This is a genomic window from Enterobacter chuandaensis, from assembly GCF_003594915.1.
Classification (GTDB): domain Bacteria; phylum Pseudomonadota; class Gammaproteobacteria; order Enterobacterales; family Enterobacteriaceae; genus Enterobacter; species Enterobacter chuandaensis.
Window position 1 is genome coordinate 20,978 of sequence record NZ_QZCS01000018.1, and the last position, 21,886, is coordinate 42,863.

At 57.2% G+C, this 21,886-nt stretch carries 29 protein-coding genes; 13 read left to right on the forward strand and 16 right to left on the reverse strand.

Features of this window, described 5'->3' with window-relative positions:
- Window positions 1-11 precede the first annotated feature (11 nt).
- Genes D5066_RS20555 through citG form a run of 7 tightly spaced genes read left to right on the forward strand, consistent with a single transcriptional unit; the run spans window position 12 to window position 5,941 of the window.
- Complete coding sequence (locus tag D5066_RS20555) at window positions 12-875, forward strand: fumarylacetoacetate hydrolase family protein (protein WP_061097091.1); 864 nt, start codon at window positions 12-14, stop codon at window positions 873-875.
- Window positions 876-885: 10 nt separating this feature from the next.
- Window positions 886-1,908 carry a [citrate (pro-3S)-lyase] ligase gene (gene citC / locus D5066_RS20560; RefSeq protein ID WP_119917074.1) on the forward strand — a complete coding sequence of 341 codons (1,023 nt, stop codon included), beginning with the start codon at window positions 886-888 and terminating at the stop codon, window positions 1,906-1,908.
- Window positions 1,909-1,924: 16 nt separating this feature from the next.
- Entirely contained in the window at window positions 1,925-2,218 is a 294-nt protein-coding gene (gene citD, locus D5066_RS20565; RefSeq protein ID WP_080330031.1) for a citrate lyase acyl carrier protein, read from the forward strand.
- On the forward strand, window positions 2,215-3,090 hold the full coding sequence (citE, locus tag D5066_RS20570; protein WP_080330032.1) for a citrate (pro-3S)-lyase subunit beta: 876 nt from the start codon (window positions 2,215-2,217) through the stop codon (window positions 3,088-3,090). The genes citD and citE overlap by 4 nt, the downstream gene beginning before the upstream one ends.
- Window positions 3,091-3,100: 10 nt before the next feature.
- Entirely contained in the window at window positions 3,101-4,618 is a 1,518-nt protein-coding gene (citF, locus tag D5066_RS20575; protein ID WP_119917075.1) for a citrate lyase subunit alpha, read from the forward strand.
- 2 nt (window positions 4,619-4,620) lie between these two features.
- The gene (gene citX, locus D5066_RS20580; RefSeq protein WP_119917076.1) at window positions 4,621-5,160 is read left to right on the forward strand and encodes a citrate lyase holo-[acyl-carrier protein] synthase; all 540 of its coding nucleotides are present in this window, start codon (window positions 4,621-4,623) and stop codon (window positions 5,158-5,160) included.
- On the forward strand, window positions 5,138-5,941 hold the full coding sequence (citG, locus tag D5066_RS20585) for a triphosphoribosyl-dephospho-CoA synthase CitG (RefSeq protein ID WP_119917077.1): 804 nt from the start codon (window positions 5,138-5,140) through the stop codon (window positions 5,939-5,941). Before citX ends, citG begins: the two co-directional genes overlap by 23 nt.
- Window positions 5,942-6,022: 81 nt before the next feature.
- Here the strand turns inward: citG and D5066_RS20590 are convergent, their stop codons facing one another.
- The 4 genes from D5066_RS20590 to mutY all read right to left on the reverse strand — a co-directional run bounded on the left by D5066_RS20590 (window position 6,023) and on the right by mutY (window position 10,034).
- Window positions 6,023-7,279, reverse strand: coding sequence for a nucleoside permease (locus D5066_RS20590; RefSeq protein WP_080330036.1), 1,257 nt, complete (start codon window positions 7,277-7,279; stop codon window positions 6,023-6,025).
- Window positions 7,280-7,549: 270 nt separating this feature from the next.
- Complete coding sequence (gene mltC / locus D5066_RS20595; RefSeq protein WP_119917078.1) at window positions 7,550-8,626, reverse strand: membrane-bound lytic murein transglycosylase MltC; 1,077 nt, start codon at window positions 8,624-8,626, stop codon at window positions 7,550-7,552.
- A 56-nt stretch (window positions 8,627-8,682) separates the two neighbouring features.
- Window positions 8,683-8,955, reverse strand: coding sequence for an oxidative damage protection protein (locus tag D5066_RS20600; protein ID WP_008499765.1), 273 nt, complete (start codon window positions 8,953-8,955; stop codon window positions 8,683-8,685).
- 26 nt (window positions 8,956-8,981) lie between these two features.
- Window positions 8,982-10,034 (reverse strand): A/G-specific adenine glycosylase, encoded by a 1,053-nt coding sequence (mutY, locus tag D5066_RS20605; protein ID WP_208861693.1) that lies wholly within the window; start codon window positions 10,032-10,034, stop codon window positions 8,982-8,984.
- A gap of 144 nt (window positions 10,035-10,178) precedes the next feature.
- Between mutY and trmB the strand changes: the two genes are divergently transcribed.
- From trmB to D5066_RS20620, 3 genes are read left to right on the forward strand one after another with little or no spacing between them, the layout of a single operon-like run.
- A complete protein-coding gene (gene trmB, locus D5066_RS20610) occupies window positions 10,179-10,898 on the forward strand; it encodes a tRNA (guanosine(46)-N7)-methyltransferase TrmB (RefSeq protein WP_080330039.1) in 720 nt (239 codons plus the stop codon).
- On the forward strand, window positions 10,898-11,224 hold the full coding sequence (locus D5066_RS20615) for a YggL family protein (RefSeq protein ID WP_003862421.1): 327 nt from the start codon (window positions 10,898-10,900) through the stop codon (window positions 11,222-11,224). The genes trmB and D5066_RS20615 overlap by 1 nt, the downstream gene beginning before the upstream one ends.
- A gap of 57 nt (window positions 11,225-11,281) precedes the next feature.
- The gene (locus D5066_RS20620; protein ID WP_080330040.1) at window positions 11,282-11,998 is read left to right on the forward strand and encodes a YggN family protein; all 717 of its coding nucleotides are present in this window, start codon (window positions 11,282-11,284) and stop codon (window positions 11,996-11,998) included.
- Between the two features lie 82 nt (window positions 11,999-12,080).
- On the opposite strand, the gene D5066_RS20625 is transcribed toward D5066_RS20620, so the two are convergent.
- From D5066_RS20625 to D5066_RS20650, 6 genes are all read right to left on the reverse strand, one after another.
- Window positions 12,081-12,419, reverse strand: a complete 339-nt coding sequence (locus D5066_RS20625) for an endonuclease domain-containing protein (RefSeq protein WP_119917080.1) — start codon at window positions 12,417-12,419, stop codon at window positions 12,081-12,083.
- Between the two features lie 63 nt (window positions 12,420-12,482).
- On the reverse strand, window positions 12,483-13,625 hold the full coding sequence (hemW, locus tag D5066_RS20630; protein ID WP_119917081.1) for a radical SAM family heme chaperone HemW: 1,143 nt from the start codon (window positions 13,623-13,625) through the stop codon (window positions 12,483-12,485).
- On the reverse strand, window positions 13,618-14,211 hold the full coding sequence (locus D5066_RS20635; RefSeq protein WP_048979374.1) for an XTP/dITP diphosphatase: 594 nt from the start codon (window positions 14,209-14,211) through the stop codon (window positions 13,618-13,620). Before D5066_RS20635 ends, hemW begins: the two co-directional genes overlap by 8 nt.
- A gap of 3 nt (window positions 14,212-14,214) precedes the next feature.
- Window positions 14,215-14,511: a DUF167 family protein YggU gene (yggU, locus tag D5066_RS20640; RefSeq protein ID WP_119917082.1), complete on the reverse strand. Its 297-nt coding sequence runs from the start codon at window positions 14,509-14,511 to the stop codon at window positions 14,215-14,217.
- Entirely contained in the window at window positions 14,508-15,074 is a 567-nt protein-coding gene (locus tag D5066_RS20645; protein WP_080330042.1) for a YggT family protein, read from the reverse strand. Before D5066_RS20645 ends, yggU begins: the two co-directional genes overlap by 4 nt.
- 21 nt (window positions 15,075-15,095) lie before the next feature.
- Window positions 15,096-15,797: a YggS family pyridoxal phosphate-dependent enzyme gene (locus D5066_RS20650; RefSeq protein WP_080330043.1), complete on the reverse strand. Its 702-nt coding sequence runs from the start codon at window positions 15,795-15,797 to the stop codon at window positions 15,096-15,098.
- Window positions 15,798-15,814: 17 nt separating this feature from the next.
- Here D5066_RS20650 and D5066_RS20655 point away from each other — a divergent pair, with 17 nt between their 5' ends.
- The gene (locus tag D5066_RS20655; protein WP_119917083.1) at window positions 15,815-16,795 is read left to right on the forward strand and encodes a type IV pilus twitching motility protein PilT; all 981 of its coding nucleotides are present in this window, start codon (window positions 15,815-15,817) and stop codon (window positions 16,793-16,795) included.
- A 10-nt stretch (window positions 16,796-16,805) separates the two neighbouring features.
- Here D5066_RS20655 and ruvX read toward each other — a convergent pair whose 3' ends face one another.
- The 6 genes from ruvX to D5066_RS20685 form a co-directional block, all read right to left on the reverse strand.
- Window positions 16,806-17,222, reverse strand: coding sequence for a Holliday junction resolvase RuvX (gene ruvX / locus D5066_RS20660; protein ID WP_021242076.1), 417 nt, complete (start codon window positions 17,220-17,222; stop codon window positions 16,806-16,808).
- Entirely contained in the window at window positions 17,222-17,782 is a 561-nt protein-coding gene (locus D5066_RS20665; RefSeq protein WP_008499752.1) for a YqgE/AlgH family protein, read from the reverse strand. Before D5066_RS20665 ends, ruvX begins: the two co-directional genes overlap by 1 nt.
- A gap of 74 nt (window positions 17,783-17,856) precedes the next feature.
- Window positions 17,857-18,804, reverse strand: coding sequence for a glutathione synthase (gene gshB, locus D5066_RS20670; protein ID WP_033146605.1), 948 nt, complete (start codon window positions 18,802-18,804; stop codon window positions 17,857-17,859).
- A gap of 19 nt (window positions 18,805-18,823) precedes the next feature.
- On the reverse strand, window positions 18,824-19,555 hold the full coding sequence (gene rsmE, locus D5066_RS20675; RefSeq protein WP_119917084.1) for a 16S rRNA (uracil(1498)-N(3))-methyltransferase: 732 nt from the start codon (window positions 19,553-19,555) through the stop codon (window positions 18,824-18,826).
- 51 nt (window positions 19,556-19,606) lie between these two features.
- Window positions 19,607-20,314, reverse strand: a complete 708-nt coding sequence (gene endA, locus D5066_RS20680) for a deoxyribonuclease I (protein ID WP_119917085.1) — start codon at window positions 20,312-20,314, stop codon at window positions 19,607-19,609.
- A 93-nt stretch (window positions 20,315-20,407) separates the two neighbouring features.
- Complete coding sequence (locus D5066_RS20685; protein WP_119917086.1) at window positions 20,408-20,905, reverse strand: SprT family zinc-dependent metalloprotease; 498 nt, start codon at window positions 20,903-20,905, stop codon at window positions 20,408-20,410.
- An 89-nt stretch (window positions 20,906-20,994) separates the two neighbouring features.
- Here D5066_RS20685 and D5066_RS22855 point away from each other — a divergent pair, with 89 nt between their 5' ends.
- On the forward strand, window positions 20,995-21,192 hold the full coding sequence (locus D5066_RS22855; RefSeq protein WP_133300921.1) for a hypothetical protein: 198 nt from the start codon (window positions 20,995-20,997) through the stop codon (window positions 21,190-21,192).
- Window positions 21,150-21,863 (forward strand): restriction endonuclease, encoded by a 714-nt coding sequence (locus D5066_RS20690; RefSeq protein ID WP_119917087.1) that lies wholly within the window; start codon window positions 21,150-21,152, stop codon window positions 21,861-21,863. The genes D5066_RS22855 and D5066_RS20690 overlap by 43 nt, the downstream gene beginning before the upstream one ends.
- Window positions 21,864-21,886: the final 23 nt, after the last annotated feature.

Consider the following 21,886-nt stretch of genomic DNA (forward strand, 5'->3'; position numbering starts at 1 on the left):
AGGAAAGAACAATGAAACTCGCAAGCTTTTTATACCAGGGAAAACGCAGCTACGGCATCGTCCAGGCCGACGGCGTAATTGATTTAGGCCGCCGTCTGGGCGACCGCTACGGCGACCTCAAGGCGTTGCTGCAGGGCAACGGGCTGGCGCTGGCCACCCGTTACCTGAACGACGCGGTGGACGTGCCGATGAGCGCCATCACCTTCTTACCGGTGATTGTACAGCCGGAAAAAATCCTCTGCGTGGGCATGAACTATGCCGACAAGCGCAAGGAGTTTGACCAGCACAACCCGGCCCCGACGCTGTTTGTCCGCTTCCCGGATTCACAGACTGGCCACAACGAGCCGGTGCTGAAGCCGCGCCATTCCAGCGAATTCGACTACGAAGGCGAGCTGGCGGTGATCATCGGCAAAGGCGGGGAGAACATCAGCCGCGACGATGCCCTGCGCCACGTGGCGGGTTACAGCTGTTACATGGATGGCTCCGCCCGCGACTGGCAGCACACCTGGTTCACCGCCGGGAAAAACTGGCGCCAGACCGGCGCGTTCGGCCCGTGGATGGCGACGGCGGATGAAATTCCTGACCCGCACCAGCTGGCGATCCGCACCTGGCTGAACGGCCGCATGGTGCAGGAAGACAACACCAGCAGCATGATCCATAAGGTCGCGGAGCTGATCGAGTACATCAGCACCTTCACCCGCTTAAGCCCGGGCGACGTGATCATCACCGGATCCCCGGGCGGCGTGGGTAAAAAGCGTAACCCGCCGCTGTTTATGAAAGAGGGGGATCGCATTGAGGTGGAGATCGAGCATATCGGTCATCTGAGCAACGTGATTGTGGAAGCGCCAGCCGTCGGGCTTGCGGCAGCACACTGAGAAAGGCGGCATGAACAGTCAACCCATCGATTTTCGCCACACGCTGGTGGCGAAACATCCGGAACGCTTAAGCCAGATCCGCTACCTGCTGGCAGACAGCGGCCTCGGCCTGGACAACGACATCACGCTGTTTGTCGAAGCCTGGTCCGGTGCGCAGCTGGTGGGTTGCGCAGGGCTTGCCGCCAACGTCATCAAGTGCGTGGCGGTCAACGAGCAGCTTCGCGGCGAGAACCTCAGCGCGCGGCTGCTGGCGGAGGTAGAAAATGCGGCGCTGGAGCGCGGCCATTTTCACCTCTTCCTCTGCACCCGGCCGTGCAACCGGGAGCGCTTTGCCCGCAGCGGCTTCTGGCCGATTGCCCAGAGCGGCAACAACGCGGTGCTGATGGAAAACACCCCGCAGGGGATCGAGCGCTACTGCCGCTCCCTGCGCGCGAAGCAAAAGTGCGGGGAGAACATTGGTGCGATAGTGATGAACGCCAATCCGTTCACCCTTGGACACCGCCATCTGGTGGAGCAGGCGGCGCAGCGGTGCGATGCCCTTCATCTGTTCGTGGTGCGTGAAGACGCGTCCTTCTTCCCGTTCAGCGCGCGTCTTGAGATGGTGCGCGCGGGCGTGGCGCATCTGCCGAACGTGGTGGTGCATGAAGGCTCGCAGTACATCATCTCCCGCGCCACCTTTCCGGCCTACTTCCTGAAGGAGACCGGGAAAGTGCAGCATGCGTGGAGCGAGATCGACGTGCTGATCTTCCGGGACTTCATTGCCCCGGCACTCGGCATCACGCACCGCTTCATCGGCTCGGAGCCGTTCTGCGACATCACACGCCAGTACAACCAGACGCTGCACGACCTGCTGGCCTCGCATATCGAGGTGGTGGAAATGCCGCGCATCAAGGCCACCGGCAACGCCATATCCGCGTCGGAAGTGCGCCGCTTACTGAAGACACAGCAGTTTTCCCGGATCAGGGAAATTGTCCCGGACTCCACCTTCGCGCACCTCGAAACGCATTACCGTGCGAGTGCGGAAGTCGCATAACTATCAGGAATTTATCATGAAAATTGTAAGGGAGGCGCTGGCCGGAACGCAGGAGTCCAGCGACCTGATGGTGAAAATCGCCCCCGCTCACAATGAGCTGGAGATTGTCATCCACAGTGAAGTGATTAAGCAGTTTGGCGAGCAGATTCGCCAGGTGGTCAACGACACGCTGCGCGCCATGAACGTGCACCAGGGACTTATCATTATTGAAGACAAAGGCGCGCTGGACTGTGTGATCCGCGCCCGCCTGCAGAGCGCGCTTCTGCGCGCTGCCGATGAACAGGCCATTAACTGGGGGGCGCTGAAATGAGCAAACTCCGCCGCAGTATGTTGTTCCTGCCGGGCGCCAACGCCGCCATGCTTTCAACCGCGTTTATCTACCGTCCAGACTCCATCATGTTTGACCTTGAGGACGCCGTCGCCCTGCGCGAGAAGGATACCGCGCGCATGCTGGTGTTCCACGCGCTGCAGCATCCGATGTATCAGGATATCGAAACCGTGGTGCGCATTAACCCGCTCAGCACGCCGTTTGGCCTGCTGGATCTGGAAGCCGCCGTGCGCGCGGGCGTGGATGTGATCCGCCTGCCGAAAACCGACACCCCCGACGACATCTACGAGCTGGAAGGCCACCTTGAGCGTATCGAGCAGGCGTGCGGCCGGGAGGTCGGCTCCACCCGCGTGATGGCGGCGATTGAGTCGGCCATCGGCGTCATCAACGCCGTGGCGATTGCCCGCAGCTCTGTGCGCCTCATCGGCATTGCGCTGGCCGCCTTTGACTACGTGATGGACATGCAGACCGAGCGCGGCGACGGCACCGAGCTGTTCTACGCCCGCTGCGCCGTGCTACACGCCGCCCGCGCGGCGGGCATCGACGCCTTCGACGTGGTGTGGTCAGACGTTAACGACGAGGCCGGGTTCCTGCGCGAGGTCGATCTGATCCGCAAGATGGGCTTCAACGGCAAATCGCTGATTAACCCGCGCCAGATTGACCTGCTGCACAACGCCTACGCCCCGACGCAGGATGAGGTGGATCACGCCAAAAGGGTCATTGAAGCGGCAGAAGAGGGTGAGCGCAACGGCCTGGGCGTGGTGTCGCTCAACGGCAAAATGGTGGATGCACCGATTATTAACCACGCGCAGGTGGTGCTGGAGCGCGCGGCGGCCTCCGGCGTGCGTCGGTAAGGATGACAGAATGAATCAGACAGAACTTCTCCACGTGAATTTTCCCCATCTGCGGGACCTGAAGCCCTTTGATACCGCCCACAGCGCCACGCCGTGGCTGGCGGACAGCGAAGCGAAGCACAGCCGCAAACTGTGCGCTTCTATTGAAGAAGCGGTTAAGCGCTGCGGCCTGCAGGACGGGATGACCATCTCCTTCCATCATGCGTTTCGCGAAGGCGACCGGGTGATCAACACCGTCGTGGCGCTGCTGGCGCGGATGGGCTTCAAAAATCTGACCCTGGCCTCCAGCTCGCTGATGACCTGCAACGACGCGCTGATCGAGCATATTGAAAGCGGCGTCATCACCCGGATTTACACCTCGGGCATGCGCGGCAGGCTGGCGGACGCCATCTCCCACGGGCTGATGGACGAGCCGGTGCAAATTCACTCCCACGGCGGGCGCGTGAAGCTGCTCCAGGACGGCGAGCTGAATATCGACGTGGCGTTTCTCGGCGTGCCGTGCAGCGATGAGTTTGGCAACGCCAACGGCACGCACGGCAAATCGTGCTGCGGTTCCCTGGGTTACGCGATGGTGGACGCGCACTTTGCCCGCAAGGTGGTGCTGCTGACCGAAGAGCTGGTGCCGTTCCCCAATATGCCCGCCAGCCTGGTGCAGGACCAGGTGGACTATATCGTGCAGGTTGAAAGCGTGGGCGACCCGGCGAAAATAAGCGTCGGCGCGGCGCGCGTCACCAGCAACCCGCGCGAGCTGATGATTGCCCGCTATGCGGCGGACGTGATTGAACACTCCGGCTACTTCAAACCGGGTTTCTCGATGCAGACCGGCTCCGGCGCGGCGGCCACCGCCTGTACCCGCTTTATGGAAGAGAAGATGGAGCGCAGCGGCGTGACGGCGCGCTTTGCGCTCGGCGGCATCACCGGCAGCCTGGTGGATCTGCACGAGAAAGGGCTCATCGAAAAGCTGCTCGACACCCAGTGCTTTGACGGTCAGGCGGCGGCCTCTCTGGCGCGCAACCCGAACCACGTGGAGATCTCCACCAACGTCTATGCCAACCCCGGCAGCAAGGCGGCAAGCTGCGACCAGCTCGACGTGGTGATCCTCAGCGCGCTGGAAATCGACATCGATTTCAACGTTAACGTCATTACCGGCTCCGATGGGGTGATGCGCGGCGCGTCCGGCGGGCACTGCGACGTGGCCGCCGCGGCGAACCTGACCATCGTCGTTGCGCCGCTGCTGCGCAGCCGCATTCCAACGGTGGTGAAACGCGTTACCACGCGCCTTACGCCGGGCGAAAGCATCGACGTGCTGGTCACCGACCACGGCATTGCGGTCAACCCGGCGCGCCCGGAGATCCGCGAGCGGCTGCAGGATGCCGGGCTAAAGGTTGTGGACATCAACGCGCTTTACGAGCGGGCAATTTCCTTGACCGGCGTACCGAAACCGATTGAATTTACCGACAAAATCGTCGGGGTGATCCGCTACCGCGACGGCAGCGTGATCGACACTGTTCGACAGGTAAAGGAGTGAATATGACCATTGCGACACCCGTGCGGGTGGGTGTCAGCCTGGACGCGCTGCTGGCGGCGAAAGAGCGCCGAGCAGCGCGCCAGGCTGACATGCTCACGCACTATCAACAACCGGTGATCTCCCTCACGCTGGTCACGCCCGGGGAAATTAAGGACAGCCTGCGCTATCGCAATACCATGGGCGTGGCGCTGCAGATGTGCGACCAGCTGCTGTGGGAAAAACGCTGGCAGGTGCTGGACCGTCAGGTGCTGTGGCTGCCCACCGGTCCAGAGGCCATCTGGTGCGTAGCCCATCCTGCGGCGGAAATCAAAGCGCACTGTGCGGATCTGGAGCAGACGCACCCGCTCGGCAGACTGTGGGATTTGGACGTCATCTGTCCGCAGCACGGCCACGTCGGGCGCGAGTCGCTGGGGGCGAATCTCAGGCGCTGCCTGATCTGCGACGAGCCCGCCCACGCCTGTTCGCGTTCGCGCAATCATCCCGTTGAGCAGGTGGTTTCCCGCGTGGAGAAGATGATCGATGACTGGTTTGCTCGCGACTAAACCGCGTCCGATTGATGTGCCCGCGCTTGCCGAAGCGGCGCTGTGGCAGGAGCTGGAGCTGACGCCCAAGCCGGGGCTGGTGGACACGCTTAACAGCGGTTCCCATCGCGATATGGACCACGCGCTGTTTGTCCGCAGCATCGCGGCGATTACGCCCTGGTTTTCGCGCTTTGCCGAGTTAGGCAACGCGCATGCGGATAAACCTGTTGGCGAGCAGCTACGGATTATCCGCCCGATGGGGATGGCCTGCGAGCAGGCGATGTACGCCGCGACGAACGGCGTGAACACGCACAAGGGCGGGATTTTTGCTCTGGGTTTACTGTGCTTCGCCGCCGGGCGTGTGAAAAACGTCTCGGCAGACAGTCTCTGCTGTGAAGTGAGTAACATCTGCCGCGGGCTGGTGTCGCGGGAGCTGGCCGCGCGCAGCGGGCAGGCAACGGCGGGCGAGCGGCAGTTTCAGCTGTACGGTCTCACTGGCGCGCGCGGCGAGGCGGAGAGCGGCTTCGCGACGGTGCGTAAGGCGCTGGCGCAGTGGAACGGGCATTCGCTTCACGGCCTGCTGTTGCGCCTGATGGCGGTCAATCAGGACAGTAATCTGGTGTCGCGCGGCGGCATTGAAGGGCTGCGCTACGTTCAGGACTACGCGCGGGAGCTGCTGGCTAACGGCTGGGATCGCGAGGCGTTGCTTAAGATGGATAAGGCATTGATTGAACGCAACCTGAGCCCGGGCGGCAGCGCGGATTTGCTGTCGGTGGGGTGGGTGCTGTCTGGAATAAAATAGCCGGGTGGCGCTAACGCTTACCCGGCCTGCTCTCGTGCTTTTGTAGGCCCGGTAAGGCGAAGCCGCCACCGGGCACAACAATTAATGCGCTATCGGCTGCGTACCGTGCGCGGTGCGAACATGCTTGTACTTGAACAGTACGATAAACGCGAAGAACAGCACCAGCGAGTATGCGGCGAAGATCAGCCACACCGGCTGCCAGTTGGTGATGCCGTTGGTGGTGTACATCTCAACCACTTTACCGCTCACCACGCCGCCCAGGATACAGCCGAAGCCGTTGGTCATCATCAGGAACATACCCTGCGCGCTGGCGCGGATTTCAGGCTTCACCTCTTTTTCTACAAACACCGAACCGGAGATGTTGAAGAAGTCGAAGGCGCAGCCGTAAACAATCATCGACAGCACCAGCAGCACGGTGCCGAACGCGCTCGGGTCGCCGTAGGCGAACAGGCCGAAGCGCAGCATCCAGGCGGCGATACTGATCAGCATGACGTTCTTGATACCGTAGCGGCTCAGGAAGAACGGGATGGTCAGGATGAACAGCGTCTCGGAGATCTGCGAGATGGACATCATCACCGACGCGTGCTCAACGATAAAGCTGCCGGCAAACAGCGGATCGTTATCGAAGCTGTGCAGGAAGGTGTTGCCGAACATGTTGGTGATTTGCAGTTCCGCGCCCAGCAGCATGGAGAAGATAAAGAAGATCGCCATGCGCTTGTTTTTGAACAGCGCGAACGCGTCCAGGCCGAGCATGGTGCTCCAGCTCTGGTTTTTCTGCTGGTTAGACACCGGAATGGTTGGCAGCGTCAGGGTGAACAGCGCCAGCAGTACGGAGAGCGCCGCGCCGATGTACAGCTGCATATGGCTCAGTTCGAAGCCCGCGAAGCTCACGCCCCACATCGCCATGATAAAGCCGATGGTGCCCCAGATGCGGATAGGCGGGAAATCGGTGACGATATCCAGTCCGGCAGATTTCAGGCGGTAGTAGGAGATGGTGTTGATCAGCCCAAGCGTTGGCATATAGGCCAGCGAGTTAAGCAGGATCACCATAAACATCGCCCCCGGCGTGGTCACTTCGGCCGCCATAAACAGCGTCCCCGCACCCACCAGATGGCAAAGCATGTACAGCCATTTCGCGCTTAACCACTTATCCGCCACGATACCGAGCAGCGTTGGCATAAAGACAGCCGCAATACCCAGCGAGCTGTAGACGGCACCGATTGACGCACCATCGAACTTGAGCGTCACAAACATATAGGAGCCGAGTGTAGTCAGCCAGCTACCCCACAGGCAGAACTGCAGAAACGACAATATTTTAAGCTGCAGCTTAAGGTTCATGTTACTTTCCTCACAAGTGAGCGGGAGATATGTTGTTTTTGGAACATTCAGGGTTGTTATTTGATGCAATTCTATCAGTTGGCAACGATATGTTTTGTTACCTCCCGCAAAAAAATGCAATCCACATTAATTTGCAGTTTGGATTGTGATGCAAATAACATTTTCGTATGGGTGGGGTGAGTGAGTGCGGCCTGATGCCCTCACCCTGACCCTCTCCCACGGGGAGAGGGAAAGCAGAACACCTTCTCCTTACAGGAGAAGGTGTGTTGATTATCGACGACGATAGTTTTTCTGCGCCGTATTCACCTTATACAGGTACCGGCGGGATTCCGCAGACGGGTGGCGGGTGGTGAGGGTTGAGTAGACATCCCCCGGCGCCATGCTGTTGATGATGTTCGCTGCCTGCACTTTGTCACTCGAGAACACGCGCAGCACGCTGCCCGCGCCGCCGTTATAGGCAGTGATTACCGCGTAGCGGCGTGAGGTCGGGTTATCAATCCCACCGAGATAGACATTGTTCAGCATCGCCAGATAGGCGGTACCGGTATCAATGTTGCTCTGCGGGTCGAACAGGTAGCTGCGGCTCGGCGTGCCGGATTTCCCCTGTGAGCGGAACACGTCCTTACCGGCGCTGTGCTGGACAACCTGCATCAGCCCCAGCGCGTCAGAACGGCTAACCGCGTACGGGTTAAACGAGGATTCGGTCTGCATAATCGCCAGGATCAGCGACTCATCCACGCCATACTTACGCGAGGCCTGACGCACCATGCCGAGGTACTTATGCGCACGCTTGTCGAGGTGGTTCGGCACAAGGTTAATGGTGACGCTGTAGATAATTTTCAGGCCATTAGAGCGGCTTTTCAGGCGCGTCTGCAGCAGGTAGTCGGCAAATTTCGTGGCGCGACCTTCCCAGCGGATCGGCTGTCCGGTCTGGTCGACAACCTGACCGTACAGGAACGGCTCTTTTGAGATGGTGATGTCGTCCGCATCGGAGTAGAGATCGATAGATCCCGGATCGTCACCCATCAGCAAGGTTTTGATAATCGCCTGACGCAGTCGTGCCGCAGGGTCGGTGCCTGCGATGGTCTCAATGGTGATCGTACCCTCATCAAAGTTGATGTGGCTACGGGTCAGATAGGCGTCGGTGTACTTAACGTAGTCCTTCGGTCCGGCAATAAGAACTTCGTTAAATCCCCATATGTTCTCGATGTTGTGGGCAAACTGCCCCATCAAAATGTCAAAACCGTTGGTGTCCTTAACCCAGGCTTCGTTGTAATCATCGCCTTTTTTGGAAGAACAAGAGACCAGCAACGGCGCAACAAGGGCTAGCGCTAAAAGTTTTTTCATCATTCCGGGAGTGCGTGTTGTGTTTGCTTTAACGGCGGGGTTTCCCCCGCACGCTGTTATTTTTCCGGCGGCGTATAGCCTTCGATGTGCACGTCTTTACCTTCGAACAGGAAGCTCACCATCTCCTGCTCCAGCAGCTTGCGGTGTTCCGGGTTCATCATGCTGAGTTTTTTCTCGTTGATCAGCATGGTCTGCTTTTTCTGCCACTGTCCCCAGGCTTCTTTGGAGATCTCGTTGTAGATACGCTTACCCAGCTCGCCCGGATAAAGCTGGAAATCCTGGCCTTCAGCGTCGCGCTGCAGGAAAGTACAAAAAATGGTTCTGGCCATACTCATTCCTCTTTGTGTTGCCGATGCTAAACCATTGCACCGACACGTAATTGCTGTAACAGGCGCTCCACGGGAGCCGCCAGCCCGACTGATGGCGGTTGCGCTAAGTTATACCAGAGAGCGGTGCCTTCATCCATGCACGAGGTGAATGAGGACACGGGAAGCCACATCGGCACAATATCCAGGTGGAAATGGCTGAAGGTGTGGCGGAACGCGTTGAGTTGCGTCAGGGTATCTGCCGCTATGCCGCGCTGTTCAAGCCATTCCCGAAGCGAGGCTTCATCTTCAAACTGTGGGAAGCAGTATAGACCACCCCACAGGCCGCTCGGCGGACGCTGGGCAAGGAACACCTCGTCGCCGTGCTGCATCAGCAGCATATAGCCGGTACGCTCCGGCAGTGTCTGTTTGGGTTTTTTACCCGGATACTGCGCCCACGAATGGTTGGCATACGCCACGCAGAGGTTGTTAACCGGGCAGAGTTCGCATTTCGGTTTGGAACGCGTGCAGACCATCGCGCCGAGATCCATCATCGCCTGGTTGAAACGCTCGACGCCTTTCGCCGGGGTGACCGCTTCACTTATTTCCCAAAGACGTTTCTCAACGTCCTTCTTCCCCGGCCAGCCGTCGACGGCATAGCAGCGCGCGAGCACGCGCTTCACGTTGCCGTCGAGGATCGGGAAATGTTTGCCCAAAGAAAGGGAGAGAATGGCGCCTGCGGTTGAACGCCCGACGCCGGGTAAGTCCGCCACTTCGTCAAAGGTTTCCGGGAATTTACCGTTGTGGCGCGTCGCGACCTGCTGTGCAGCCTTGTGGAGGTTACGCGCACGGGCGTAGTAGCCGAGACCGGTCCACAGGTGCAGCACCTCATCTAACGGCGCGTTGGCCAGATCGGTCACCGTCGGGAACCGCGCCATAAAACGCTCAAAGTAAGGGATCACCGTGGCGACCTGCGTTTGTTGCAACATCACCTCGGAGAGCCATACTTTGTACGGCGTTTTTTCAATTTGCCAGGGCAGGGTTTTACGCCCGTATTTGTCGTACCAGTCCAGCACCTGGGCTGAAAATTGAGAGGCTTGCATGGTCATCGATTCGCATAATCAGGGACGCAGATTGCAGCACAGCGTCAATCTGCTGTAAACCGGATCTTTCCCATGCTTGCATAGAAGCCTTAACTTTGGATAATGCCCGTTTCCCGAACACTCTCACAAGCAGACAACTCTTTTATGAAAAACGACGTCATTTCACCGGAATTTGATGAAAACGGCCGCCCGCTGCGCCGTATTCGCAGCTTTGTCCGCCGTCAGGGCCGCCTGACAAAAGGGCAGCAACACGCGCTGGACAACTACTGGCCGGTGATGGGCGTTGAGTTTAGCGAGCAGCCTCTGGACTTTACTGAGCTGTTTGGCCGTGACGCGCCCGTCACGCTGGAGATCGGTTTTGGTATGGGCACCTCGCTGGTGACCATGGCAAAAGCCCGCCCGGAGCAGAACTTCCTCGGCATTGAAGTGCACTCGCCGGGCGTGGGGGCCTGTCTCGCAACGGCTCATGAAGAGGGCGTTGAGAACCTGCGCGTGATGTGTCACGACGCGGTGGAAGTGCTGCACAAAATGATTCCTGACAATTCTTTGAACATGGTTCAGCTCTTTTTCCCTGACCCGTGGCACAAAGCACGTCATAATAAACGCCGTATCGTTCAGGCGCCGTTTGCCGAGCTGGTGAAAAGTAAGCTGAAGCTGGGCGGCGTCTTCCACATGGCGACCGACTGGGAACCGTATGCGGAACATATGCTGGAAGTGATGTCGTCGCTGGACGGGTACAAAAACCAGTCTGCGAGCAACGACTATGTACCGCGTCCGGAATCGCGTCCGGTAACGAAATTTGAACAGCGTGGCCATCGTCTTGGTCACGGTGTATGGGACTTAATGTTCGAGAGGGTGAAATAATGGCAAAGAATCGTAGCCGTCGTCTGCGTAAAAAGATGCACATCGAAGAATTCCAGGAAGTGGGCTTCTCCGTCGCGTGGCGTTTCCCGGAAGGCACCAGTGTAGAACAGATCGATCAGGACGTGGATGCGTTCATCAACGAGGTGATCGAGCCAAACAAGCTGGCCTTCGACGGTAGCGGCTACCTGGCATGGGAAGGTCTGATCTGCACCCAGGAAGTCGGTAAGTGCACCGAAGAACATCAGGCGCTGGTTCGCAAATGGCTTGAGGACCACAAGCTGGAAGATGTCCGCGTCAGCGAACTTTTCGACGTTTGGTGGGACTAATAAAGCAGTAAGCGGGCCAGCATTAGCTGGCCCATTTTGTCTGAGGGAGTGTTAAAGATGCGCAAAACGTTGCTGGCTGTTGCCTTGATGGCAACCGGATTCACCGCCCATGCGGATTATCAATGTAGCGTCACCCCGCGTGATGACGTGGTGTTAAGCCCGCAAACCGTGCAGGTCAAAGGCGAGAACGGCAATCTGGTGATTACGCCGGAAGGGAACGTCACCTTTAACGGTAAACCACAGAACCTGACCGCCGCCCAGCGCGAGCAGGCGAAAGACTATCAGGCCGATTTGCGTACCGCGCTGCCGTGGATTAACGACGGCGCGCTGACGCGTGTCGAAAAGAGCCGCGTCGCGCTGGATAAGATCATCACTAAAGAGGTGGGTGAGAGCAGCAACATGCGCACCCGCCTGACCAGGCTCGACAAACAGCTTAAAGAGCAGATGAACCGCATTATCGAGACCCGCTCCGACGGCCTGACGTTCCACTACAAGGCGATTGATCAGGTTCGTGCTGACGGACAGCAGCTGGTGAATCAGGCGATGGGCGGTATTCTGCAGGACAGCATCAACGAGATGGGGGCCAAAGCCGTGCTGAAAGGCGGCGGTAACCCGCTGCAGGGCGTGCTGGGCAGTCTGGGCGGCCTGCAGACCTCCATTCAGAACGAGTGGAAGAACCAGGAAGATGATTTCCAGCAGTTCGGCAAAGACGTGTGTAAACGCGTGGTGTCGCTGGAAGATAGCCGGAAGGCGCTGGTGGGGACGCTGAAGTAAGTTCTCTGCGCGCTGGGCCCCTCACCCCAGCCCTCTCCCCAGGGGAGAGGGTGTAATTGTTCCCTCTCCCTGTGGGAGAGGGTTAGGGTGAGGGCATCAAGCAGCGCAGTCGTTGCCTGATAGCCATTAACACCTCCTCCTCGTTTGTCCTGAATTCGTTATTCCAGAACCGTAGTATTTCCCAGCCGTTCGCATTCAAAAATTCAGTACGACGTGAATCATAGGTTTCGTTATTCTGATGTTGGCCACCGTCCAGCTCGATAATCAGCTTTGCCTTAAAACAGGCAAAATCCACGATATATGCACCAATCGGCATCTGGCGGCGAAACTTATAGCCAAAGAAGCGGCGTCCCCTGAGTAAATACCAGAGGCGTAACTCTTCGGGCGTCATTTGTTTACGGAGTTGTTTTGTTTTTTCCATCCTCACACTCTGCCAGCCTTTCCCTCAGCCGGCAGAACGGGATGCAAAATCCTGAATCAGGCTTCAGGAATCTTCGGCGAGGAACAGCTCAAGAAGGGAGTTTAAGAACAGTTTGCCGTGCTCGGTGATCTGCCAGTACTCATCACATTCCGTGAGATACCCCTGCGCCAGCGCCTCGTCAATCTGCGGACGAATCACCGATTCCGCCAGGCCGGTGTACAGCGCAAACTCCGCGCGCGGCGCGGCTTCCAGCAGACGGAAGCGGTTCATAAAGAACTCAAACGGCTTATCTGCCGCCTCAACGTCGTGCTGACGCTCCAGGTAGCGGCCTTCCATATACCCGCGCGGGTGCCGGGTTTTGGCCGTGCGAAGGATACGCCCGTCCGGGAAGGTCACTTTGCCGTGCGCGCCGCAGCCGATGCCCAGATAGTCGCCAAAGCGCCAGTAGTTCAGGTTGTGCTGGCACTGGTAGCCTGGCTTCGCATAGGCCGAAGTTTCATACTGCTGATAGCCCGCGGCAGTTAACAGCTGATGGCCCTGCTCGAAGATATCCCACAGCGCGTCGTCGTCCGGCAGCACCGGCGGGCGCGAGCCGAACAGGGTGTTGGGCTCAATGGTGAGCTGGTACCACGACAGGTGCGGCGGGTTCAGCGCAATCGCCTGGCGCAGATCGTCCAGCGCCTCTTCCAGCGACTGGTCCGGTAGGCCGTGCATCAAATCCAGGTTAAAGCTGCGCAGCCCAAGCCCCGTTGCCAGGTTCGCCGCCCGCTTCGCCTCTTCCGGGCCGTGAATGCGCCCCAGTCGTTTCAGCTTCGGCTCGCTAAAGCTCTGCACGCCGATGGAGATACGGTTCACGCCCGCACGCTGATAGTCGACAAAACGGTCGGCTTCAACGGTGCCGGGGTTGGCTTCCATTGTAATTTCAGCATCCGCCGCCAGGTTCAGGCGCGCACGCACGCCGTCCAGCAGCGTTTGCATCGCCGGGCCGGACAGCAGGCTCGGCGTACCGCCACCAATGAAAATGGTCTTAACTTCACGTCCCTGTGCGTAAGGTGCATCGGCGTCCAGGTCGGCCAGCAGATGCGCAACGTAGTCATCGTGCGGCACTTCGCCCTTTAGTGCGTGCGAGTTGAAATCGCAGTACGGGCATTTCTGCACGCACCACGGGATGTGAATATACAGACTCAGAGGCGGCAAATTAGCCATTACGCAGTGCTTCCAGTAACAGTTTCAGCGCGCGTCCACGGTGGGATATCGCGCTTTTCTCTTCGCGGGTCAGTTCCGCAGCGGTTTTGCCCTCGGTCGGGACAAAGAAAATCGGATCGTAGCCAAAGCCGCCGTTGCCCGCCGCTTCACGGGTAATTACGCCCGGCCAGCTGCCGTGGCAGACGATCGGCGTCGGGTCTTCCGCGTGACGCATATAAACCAGCACGCAGTGGAACTGCGCGGTGCGCTGTTCATCCGGTACATCTTTCAGAGCGACAAGCAGCTTTTCCAGATTCTGCTGGTCGGTAGCGTCCACGCCGGAGTAGCGCGCGGAGTAAATCCCCGGCGCACCGCCGAGAAAATCCACGGCCAGGCCGGAGTCATCGGCAATCGCTGGCAGGCCGGTAATCTGCGCAGCGTGGCGCGCTTTCAGGATCGCGTTTTCGATAAACGTCAGCCCCGTCTCTTCGGCGGACTCCACGCCAAGATCGGTCTGAGCCACCACGTCCAGCCCAAAATCATTTAATAGCGAGGCCAGCTCGCGCACTTTACCGGCGTTACCGGTCGCGAGAACAACTTTCTGCATGGTTTAGTCCTGTTCTGTCAGAGCCGCGACTTCCGTCGGGATAGATTGCGGATTAAGGATTTTTACCTGTTTATGCCGCCCAAGTTCACCTTTTTCAATAATGACCTGGCTTTTGGCGACGCGAAACTGTTTTGCCAGATATTTGGTCAGATGCGCGTTCGCCTGACCATCGACCGGCGGGGCGGTGATGGCGACTTTTAGCTCGTCGCCATGCAGCCCAACAATACTGTCACGGCTGGCTTTCGGCTGAATATACAGCCGTAAAACCAGCCCGTCGGCGCAGATGCTTACTGCACTCATAGCGCCATCCACAGCCCCGGCAGCAGCATATCGCCCGTAGACTGTAACAGCTCAGCGATCCCCATGTTGACCACATAAAGCAGCAGCACCAGGATCATCGGGGAGAAGTCGATGCCGCCCATGGACGGAAGCAGGTTACGGATCGGACGCAGCAGCGGCTCGGCCAGCTGAATCAAGGCGTACTCCACCGGGCTACGTCCCTGGCTCACCCAGCTCATGATCGCCATAACCAGCAGCACCCAGAAGATCAGCAAACCGACGGTTTTGATCAGAATCAGGATGGCGGCAATCCAGATAATCGGCTGGAAGGTGATAACCATAAACAGCACGATGGCTTTGAGCACGCTCAGAATAAACGCCACCAGCAGCGAAGCGCTGTCGATGGGGCCCATGGCCGGGATAATACGGCGCAGCGGTCCGACAACAGGCTGCGTGATTTTCACGACAAACTGCGAGAACGGATTGTAAAAGTCACAGCGGGCCCACTGCATCCAGACGCGCAGCAAAAGCGCCATCGTATACAGTTCAAGCACTGTTGAGAGCAGGAAAGTCAACGTCTTCATGGCGTTCCTCAGGTTTCCTTATTATTTTGAGTAGTCGCGCGCACCGAAAATGGCGGTACCGATGCGCACCATAGTGCTGCCTGCCGCGATGGCGGCTTCCATATCATCCGACATGCCCAGTGAAAGCGTGTCTACCGTTTCATAGCGCGCTTTAAGCGCCTCAAATGCTACAGCCATTTGCTGTGCCACGGCAAACTGCCTTTCATAACTTGACTCAGGCGCCGGAATGGCCATCAGCCCGCGCAGGGTTAAGCGCGGCAGGGCGGCCACCTCTGCGGCCAGCGCATCCAGTTCGCTCAGCGCAATGCCGGACTTGCTGTTTTCATCGCTGATGTTGACCTGGATAAGCACGTTAAGCGCTGGCATTTCAGCCGGACGCTGGTCATTCAGACGGGAAGCAATACGCAGACGGTCGATGGTATGGCACCAGTCGAAGTGCTCTGCCACCAGACGGCTTTTGTTCGACTGCAGCGGGCCAATAAAGTGCCATTGCAGATCGGACGTCCCCTGTTCCTGGAAGTCGCGAATTTTATCCACGCCTTCCTGCACGTAGTTTTCACCAAACGCCCGCTGGCCTGCAGCAATGGCTTCTGCGATGGCGCTCGCAGGCTTGGTTTTACTGACTGCAAGCAATGTAATTTCTTCTGAAGCACGGCCGCAACGTGTTGCAGCGGCTGAGATTTTGTCCCGGACCTGTGCCAGGTTATGCGCAATGTCGTTCATTTTCCGAGGAGTAGTCTATGGATGTGGAAGAAATTGTGGCCCTTAGTGTAAAGCATAACGTCTCCGATCTACACCTGTGCAGTGATTCACCACCTCGCTGGCGCAGGCTAGGCCGCCTTGAACCGGCCCCGTTTCCGCCGCCTGACGTCGGGGCGTTGCTAAAAGCGTGGCTGAACGACGAGCAGCAGGGAGCCTGGTGGGCAAACGGGCAGGTCGATTTTGCCGTGACGGTCGCAGGAAACCAGCGTCTGCGCGGCAGTGCGTTTAAGCAGATGAAGGGCGTCTCCGTTACCCTGCGCCTGTTGCCGCGTTCCTGTCCGCAGCTCGCTTCGCTGGGTGTGCCGCGGGCGCTTCCCGAACTGTTATCCAGTGACAACGGGTTGATTCTGGTGACGGGGGCCACCGGCAGTGGTAAATCCACCACGCTGGCTGCGATGGTCGATTTTCTCAACCGCCAGACTGACGGCCATATCCTCACGCTCGAAGATCCGGTGGAGTTTATGTACCAGAGTGAACGTTGCCTGATTCAGCAGCGCGAGATTGGGCAACACAGCCCGTCCTTTGCCGAGGCGCTGCGCGGCGCATTACGCGAGGATCCGGACGTTATTTTGCTGGGAGAGCTGCGCGACAGCGAAACGATCCGCCTGGCGCTGACGGCGGCGGAGACCGGGCATCTGGTGCTGGCGACGCTGCACACGCGTGGGGCAGCGCAGGCAATTGAACGGCTGGTCGATACGTTCCCGGCGCAGGAGAAAGAGCCGGTGCGTAACCAGCTGGCCGGCAGCCTGAGGGCGGTGCTGGCGCAAAAGCTGCTTCCCGATCTCCAGGGCGGGCGCGTCGCGCTATATGAACTGCTGGTGAACACCGCTGCGGCGGCGAATCTGATTCGTGAAGGGAAGACGTGGCAACTGCCCGGCATCATTCAAACCGGCCAGCAGGCGGGCATGCAGAACTTTGACCAGAGCCTGGCGGAGAGACGGGCGCAGGGGCGGCTGTAGGCCCCTGCGTTTAAAAGCCCTGTTCGAAATAGCTTTCGAGGATGATGACGGCTGAAGCGGAGTCCACGCTGCCCTTGTTGAGCGCCCGGAACCCGCCGTGCTCGAACAGGCCCGCACGCGCTTCGACGGTGCTGAGACGCTCGTCGTGAAGCTTCACGGAGACGCCAAAACGTCCATGGATTTTATTGGCGAACTTACGCGCCCGGGCAGTAAGCGGCTGTTCCGTGCCGTCCATGTTCAGCGGCAGCCCAACGATAACGTCATCCGGCTGCCACTCTTTGAGCAAGCGCTCAATAAGGTTCCAGTCTGGCGTGCCGTCGTTGGCCTTCAGGGCCGTGAGCGGACGCGCGGTACCGGTGATGCGCTGGCCCACGGCGACGCCGATGCTTTTGGTGCCAAAATCGAAGGCCAGCAGTGTTCCGCTCATCAGGCGTGCCCCGCTACGCCAGGCATTGTCAGGATATCGATGCCAATCAGCTTTGCCGCGTCACGCCAGCGATCGGCAATCGGGGTTTTAAACAGAATATTCATGTCCGCAGGTGCGGTAAGCCAGGCATTATCGAGGATCTCTTGCTCAAGCTGGCCTTTCTCCCACGACGAATAGCCCAGCGCCACCAGCACTTCCGAAGGCTGCTCAGCGGTGCCCAGCGTTTCCAGCACGTCGCGCGAGGTGGTGATCACGGTGTTGTCGGAGATGCGAATACTGGAAGAGAATACCGGCGGGGTATGCAGGATAAAGCCGCGATCTTCGGCAAGAGGTCCACCCAGCATCACCGGTTTATCAAGCCGGATTTCCGGCAGGCGCGCTTCAGCCGGGATTTTCAGCTTGTCCAGAATCCCTTCAACCTGCAGGTTTTCCAGCGGTTTGTTGATGATAATACCCATCGCGCCGTCTTCATTGTATTCACAAATATAAACCACGGCGCGGCGAAAAATCGGATCCTGGAGAGCAGGCATGGCAATAAGAAAGTGATGCTGTAAATTCATTGTCAGAGGTACTGTTTCCTGGTTTAAAAAGCGACAGCGCCCAGTATGGAGATAAACACAGGCGCTGTCACAGGTTATTTCTGTAAACGTTTTTCGATAGCGTCCATCAGCATTCCGGTGATCGAGATCGGGAACTCCGCCTCAATTTCGCGAATGCAGGTTGGGCTGGTGACGTTCACTTCAGTCAGGCGATCGCCGATGATATCCAGGCCAACGAAGATCAAGCCTTTGGCTTTCAGCGTTGGGCCGACGCGGCGGGCAATTTCCCAGTCGCTTTCGGTCAGCGGACGCGGTTCACCACGGCCACCGGCCGCCAGGTTACCGCGCGTTTCGCCACCCTGCGGAATACGCGCCAGGCAGTAAGGAACCGGCTCGCCATCCACGACCAGCACGCGTTTGTCGCCGTCTTTGATCGCCGGAATATAGTTCTGCGCCATGCAGTAGCGCGTGCCCAGCTCGGTCAGCGTTTCGGCGATCACGCCAATGTTCGGGTCGCCCTCTTTCACGCGGAAAATAGACGCACCGCCCATGCCGTCCAGCGGCTTCATGATGATATCGCCGTGCTTCTGCCAGAATTCTTTCAGCTGCGCTTTGCTGCGGGTCACCAGCGTTTCCGGCGTCAGGTCAGAGAACCAGGCGGTGTAGAGCTTCTCGTTACAGTCGCGCAGGCTCTGCGGCTTGTTGACGATCAGCGTCCCTTTCTCTTCTGCACGTTCAAGGATATAGGTGCTATAGATGTATTCGGTGTCGAACGGCGGGTCTTTACGCATCAGGATAACGTTGAGGTCGGCCAGGGCAATGTCCTGCTCGGTGCCGAATTCGTACCATTTGTCGTAGTTCTGCTCGACGTTAACGATGCGGGTGCGTGCGCGGGCTTCACCGTTGATCAGGTAAAGATCGTTCATCTCCATATAGTGGAGTTCATAACCGCGACGCTGCGCTTCCAGCAGCATGGCGAAGCTGGAATCTTTCTTGATGTTAATGTTTGCGATGGGATCCATCACGATGCCGAGCTTTATCATGTTCTTCTCCGTTTATACTTCAACCCAGATCGCCAAACCGTACCTGTAGCGCGGTAATGGCCGTGAGTGCCGTTGTCTCAGTGCGCAGAACGCGAGGTCCCAACAGAATATCAGTAAACTGGTAACGCGCCGTCATGGCAATTTCGTCAGCCGACAGGCCGCCTTCCGGCCCAATCAGCAGGCGTACGCGCTCAACGGGCAGCGGCAGCGTATTGATGCTGGCGCTGGCGCGCGGATGAAGATTGAGCTTCAGCCCGCTATCCTCTTCTGCACACCAGTCCTCCAGCTCCATCGCCGGGCGGATCTCCGGAATACGGTTGCGGCCGCTCTGCTCGCAGGCCGCAATGGCGATTTTCTGCCACTGCTGGATCTTTTTGTTCAGACGTTCCGCATCCAGTTTAACGCCACAGCGCTCGGAAAAAAGTGGCGTAATGAGGCTTACACCCAGCTCTATGGATTTTTGAATGGTGAACTCCATCTTTTCCCCGCGCGACATCACCTGCCCAAGGTGGATATGCAGCGGCGATTCACGGTCGTCCACTTCACCGCGCAATACATTTACATGCACGCTTTTTTTATCCGCCCGCGTGATTTCCGCGTCGAAAACCTGATTAGAGCCGTCGAACAGCTGGATGGCCTGGCCTGCGCCCATGCGCAGCACGCGGCCAACGTGGTTAGCGGCATCGTCAGACAGGGCGATTTCGCGGCCTGCGGTAATCAGTTCAGGATGGTAAATGCGGGGAATGCGCATAGTCAGAAATTCCATGTGTCATGCGATATAAGCGAATGGCCGTAGTGTAGGTTAGCTCTTTTGCGCCTGGCAAGCCCGCTGGACGTAAGGGTTATGATTCCCCTGGACTCTGGCGATACGTTCGTCGCGCTGGCATTCCCATTCCGTTACCGGATACTGCTTATCCCAGGCATTGAACAGCTGCGTCTGCTGGCGTGAAAGGTTGAGGTCATAACGGTCACGCATGTAGAAGTAGGTGCGGGCGATGCTGCCGCGCGCGCGGGCAGGGGGCTCGGCGACTTTCTCTTTGAAATCCACCTTCATGCCGCACTGGCCGTACTGGCCTTCGCCACCGTTCCACTGGCTGTACATGAAATTGCCGCGGTCGCCGTTCACTTCACCAACCGCAGGCTGCAGGTTATGCATGTCGCTTTCCATCTGGCGATAAACCGGATCTTTGGCGCAGTTTTTACGTCCGCCGTCCTGCCAGCACTGGCGCTGGTGACCAAACTGCCACGCCGGGACCACATGTTCCCACTCGATGCGGCTGGCGCGGTTCTCGTTTTTACGCACCTTATAGCCGCAGGATTCGAGGTCAACGACCCCTTTTTTGCCCTGCCAGTTAATTTTACAGCCGCAGTAGAAATCGCCAGGTGCATCGGCGTTCACCTTCACGCCAGCGGCTTTAGCCTGAGAGAAACTGTTGATACCGTCGGCCAGAGCGTGGCCGGAGAGCGCCGTTGCCAGGAAGGCAACCGCGAGAGAAACATTACGGGACATCTTACACTCCGTGTGAAACGAGCCCGCAACGTAACGAATGTTGTTCCCGTATGCAATCAGTCAGATCAGGAAAGTTCCTGAAAGTTCAGCTGATTATTCCGCGACCAGCGGCTCGCCGCATTTCACGCAGCGGTAGGTGGCCTCGCCGCGCACCACGCGGTTATGGCGACGGACGGTCAACTGGTGCTGCTGGCACTGGCAGCGGTAGGGGAAGGTGTTACGGCGCACCGATTCCAGCTCAAACTGATGCGTGCGGCGGGCCGGCACCCCGAGCACTGCCTCCATCATCCACTTCCACTCTTTTCCGTGCGGCGCGACGCGGCCAAAGTGCTTCCACACCAGAAGGTGCGCCAGCTCGTGCGGTACGACCTCTTCAATAAATGCCTGCTGATTTTCCAGCATCAGCACCGGGTTCAGTCGGATCTCATACGATTCCAGCCAGGCGGTGCCCGCCGCGGTGCCGCGCTGCTGATAGACCAGCTTCGGTTCAGGATAGCTGCGGCCGAGCTTCAGGTTGGCCTGGGCGAGTTTTTCCCGCAGGCTGCGCATAACGGCTTGCTGAATGGCAATGGGGAGACGGGGAGCTTTCATTTATGCATCATAAAACAGTGATCTAACTTTCGCAATTTACATACATTTAGATTTATCATCTTTATCTTCATCAGCTAAAGGTACTGTAAATGAAAAATAATGGAAGAGATTATGAAGAGTTTGTTAAAAAAATTCATGTTATTTTGCTAAATTATGATGGTGAAAATTCAATAAGAAATATAAATATCGAGAAAAACAAAAAAATAGTTGATAGATGTGGTGTTGAAAGAGAATTTGATTTGTATTGGGAGTTTTCTTTGGGGGGTATCTATACAAAACAGTCATAGAATGTAAAGATTATAGCTCGTCCATATCGATTGATAAAATTGATTCTTTTATTGGTAAATTACATGACATCCCAAATTTAAGAGGTATTTATGCAACCAAAACAGGTTATCAAAAAGGAGCAGAAGTAAAAGCTAAACAACATAATATAGATTTATTGGTGATCCGCGAAACAAATGATAGTGATTGGGTTGATGAAGATGGCGAACCATTTTTAAAAACAATCGTTTTTAAAATGAAAGCTATTACGCAGCCATCCGCAAGATCTTTTAATGTAATGATCGATAAAACTTGGTTTGATAGTCAAACAGACATTGATGAAGCACAGATAAAACATTCATTATCTAGAATTCAAAATAATGAAGTTATTATACAAAATGATGACGAAAATAAGAACTACACCTTACAACATATTGGAGGGAGGATTATTGCTGCAAACCCAGAATTGCCTTATGGAAAGGGACAGTTCATTGAAAAGTTTGAAAATGGTTTTTTAATAGTTCCGAAGGATAATTTTAAAGTAAAAATAAAAGCTCTTATCGTGGATTATGTATTCACGAAACCAATTGAAAGTACTTTTGAAATTGACTTCGCTGAGCAAATTCTAGGTATTGTAATGAATTACCAAGATGGTACAAAAAAAACCATTTTAAAAAATGGAATGATTAAATAATAACGCCGATGAAGGTTCTTTAC

Excerpts from the sequence above, each read along its gene's own strand:
- D5066_RS20555 (WP_061097091.1), top strand. The coding sequence starts at position 12 with ATGAAACTCGCAAGCTTTTTATACCAGGGAAAACGCAGCTACGGCATC.
- citC (WP_119917074.1), top strand. The coding sequence starts at position 886 with ATGAACAGTCAACCCATCGATTTTCGCCACACGCTGGTGGCGAAACAT.
- citD (WP_080330031.1), top strand. The coding sequence starts at position 1,925 with ATGAAAATTGTAAGGGAGGCGCTGGCCGGAACGCAGGAGTCCAGCGAC.
- citE (WP_080330032.1), top strand. The coding sequence starts at position 2,215 with ATGAGCAAACTCCGCCGCAGTATGTTGTTCCTGCCGGGCGCCAACGCC.
- citF (WP_119917075.1), top strand. The coding sequence starts at position 3,101 with ATGAATCAGACAGAACTTCTCCACGTGAATTTTCCCCATCTGCGGGAC.
- citX (WP_119917076.1), top strand. The coding sequence starts at position 4,621 with ATGACCATTGCGACACCCGTGCGGGTGGGTGTCAGCCTGGACGCGCTG.
- citG (WP_119917077.1), top strand. The coding sequence starts at position 5,138 with ATGACTGGTTTGCTCGCGACTAAACCGCGTCCGATTGATGTGCCCGCG.
- D5066_RS20590 (WP_080330036.1), bottom strand. The coding sequence starts at position 7,279 with ATGAACCTTAAGCTGCAGCTTAAAATATTGTCGTTTCTGCAGTTCTGC.
- mltC (WP_119917078.1), bottom strand. The coding sequence starts at position 8,626 with ATGAAAAAACTTTTAGCGCTAGCCCTTGTTGCGCCGTTGCTGGTCTCT.
- D5066_RS20600 (WP_008499765.1), bottom strand. The coding sequence starts at position 8,955 with ATGGCCAGAACCATTTTTTGTACTTTCCTGCAGCGCGACGCTGAAGGC.
- mutY (WP_208861693.1), bottom strand. The coding sequence starts at position 10,034 with ATGCAAGCCTCTCAATTTTCAGCCCAGGTGCTGGACTGGTACGACAAA.
- trmB (WP_080330039.1), top strand. The coding sequence starts at position 10,179 with ATGAAAAACGACGTCATTTCACCGGAATTTGATGAAAACGGCCGCCCG.
- D5066_RS20615 (WP_003862421.1), top strand. The coding sequence starts at position 10,898 with ATGGCAAAGAATCGTAGCCGTCGTCTGCGTAAAAAGATGCACATCGAA.
- D5066_RS20620 (WP_080330040.1), top strand. The coding sequence starts at position 11,282 with ATGCGCAAAACGTTGCTGGCTGTTGCCTTGATGGCAACCGGATTCACC.
- D5066_RS20625 (WP_119917080.1), bottom strand. The coding sequence starts at position 12,419 with ATGGAAAAAACAAAACAACTCCGTAAACAAATGACGCCCGAAGAGTTA.
- hemW (WP_119917081.1), bottom strand. The coding sequence starts at position 13,625 with ATGGCTAATTTGCCGCCTCTGAGTCTGTATATTCACATCCCGTGGTGC.
- D5066_RS20635 (WP_048979374.1), bottom strand. The coding sequence starts at position 14,211 with ATGCAGAAAGTTGTTCTCGCGACCGGTAACGCCGGTAAAGTGCGCGAG.
- yggU (WP_119917082.1), bottom strand. The coding sequence starts at position 14,511 with ATGAGTGCAGTAAGCATCTGCGCCGACGGGCTGGTTTTACGGCTGTAT.
- D5066_RS20645 (WP_080330042.1), bottom strand. The coding sequence starts at position 15,074 with ATGAAGACGTTGACTTTCCTGCTCTCAACAGTGCTTGAACTGTATACG.
- D5066_RS20650 (WP_080330043.1), bottom strand. The coding sequence starts at position 15,797 with ATGAACGACATTGCGCATAACCTGGCACAGGTCCGGGACAAAATCTCA.
- D5066_RS20655 (WP_119917083.1), top strand. The coding sequence starts at position 15,815 with ATGGATGTGGAAGAAATTGTGGCCCTTAGTGTAAAGCATAACGTCTCC.
- ruvX (WP_021242076.1), bottom strand. The coding sequence starts at position 17,222 with ATGAGCGGAACACTGCTGGCCTTCGATTTTGGCACCAAAAGCATCGGC.
- D5066_RS20665 (WP_008499752.1), bottom strand. The coding sequence starts at position 17,782 with ATGAATTTACAGCATCACTTTCTTATTGCCATGCCTGCTCTCCAGGAT.
- gshB (WP_033146605.1), bottom strand. The coding sequence starts at position 18,804 with ATGATAAAGCTCGGCATCGTGATGGATCCCATCGCAAACATTAACATC.
- rsmE (WP_119917084.1), bottom strand. The coding sequence starts at position 19,555 with ATGCGCATTCCCCGCATTTACCATCCTGAACTGATTACCGCAGGCCGC.
- endA (WP_119917085.1), bottom strand. The coding sequence starts at position 20,314 with ATGTCCCGTAATGTTTCTCTCGCGGTTGCCTTCCTGGCAACGGCGCTC.
- D5066_RS20685 (WP_119917086.1), bottom strand. The coding sequence starts at position 20,905 with ATGAAAGCTCCCCGTCTCCCCATTGCCATTCAGCAAGCCGTTATGCGC.
- D5066_RS22855 (WP_133300921.1), top strand. The coding sequence starts at position 20,995 with ATGAAAAATAATGGAAGAGATTATGAAGAGTTTGTTAAAAAAATTCAT.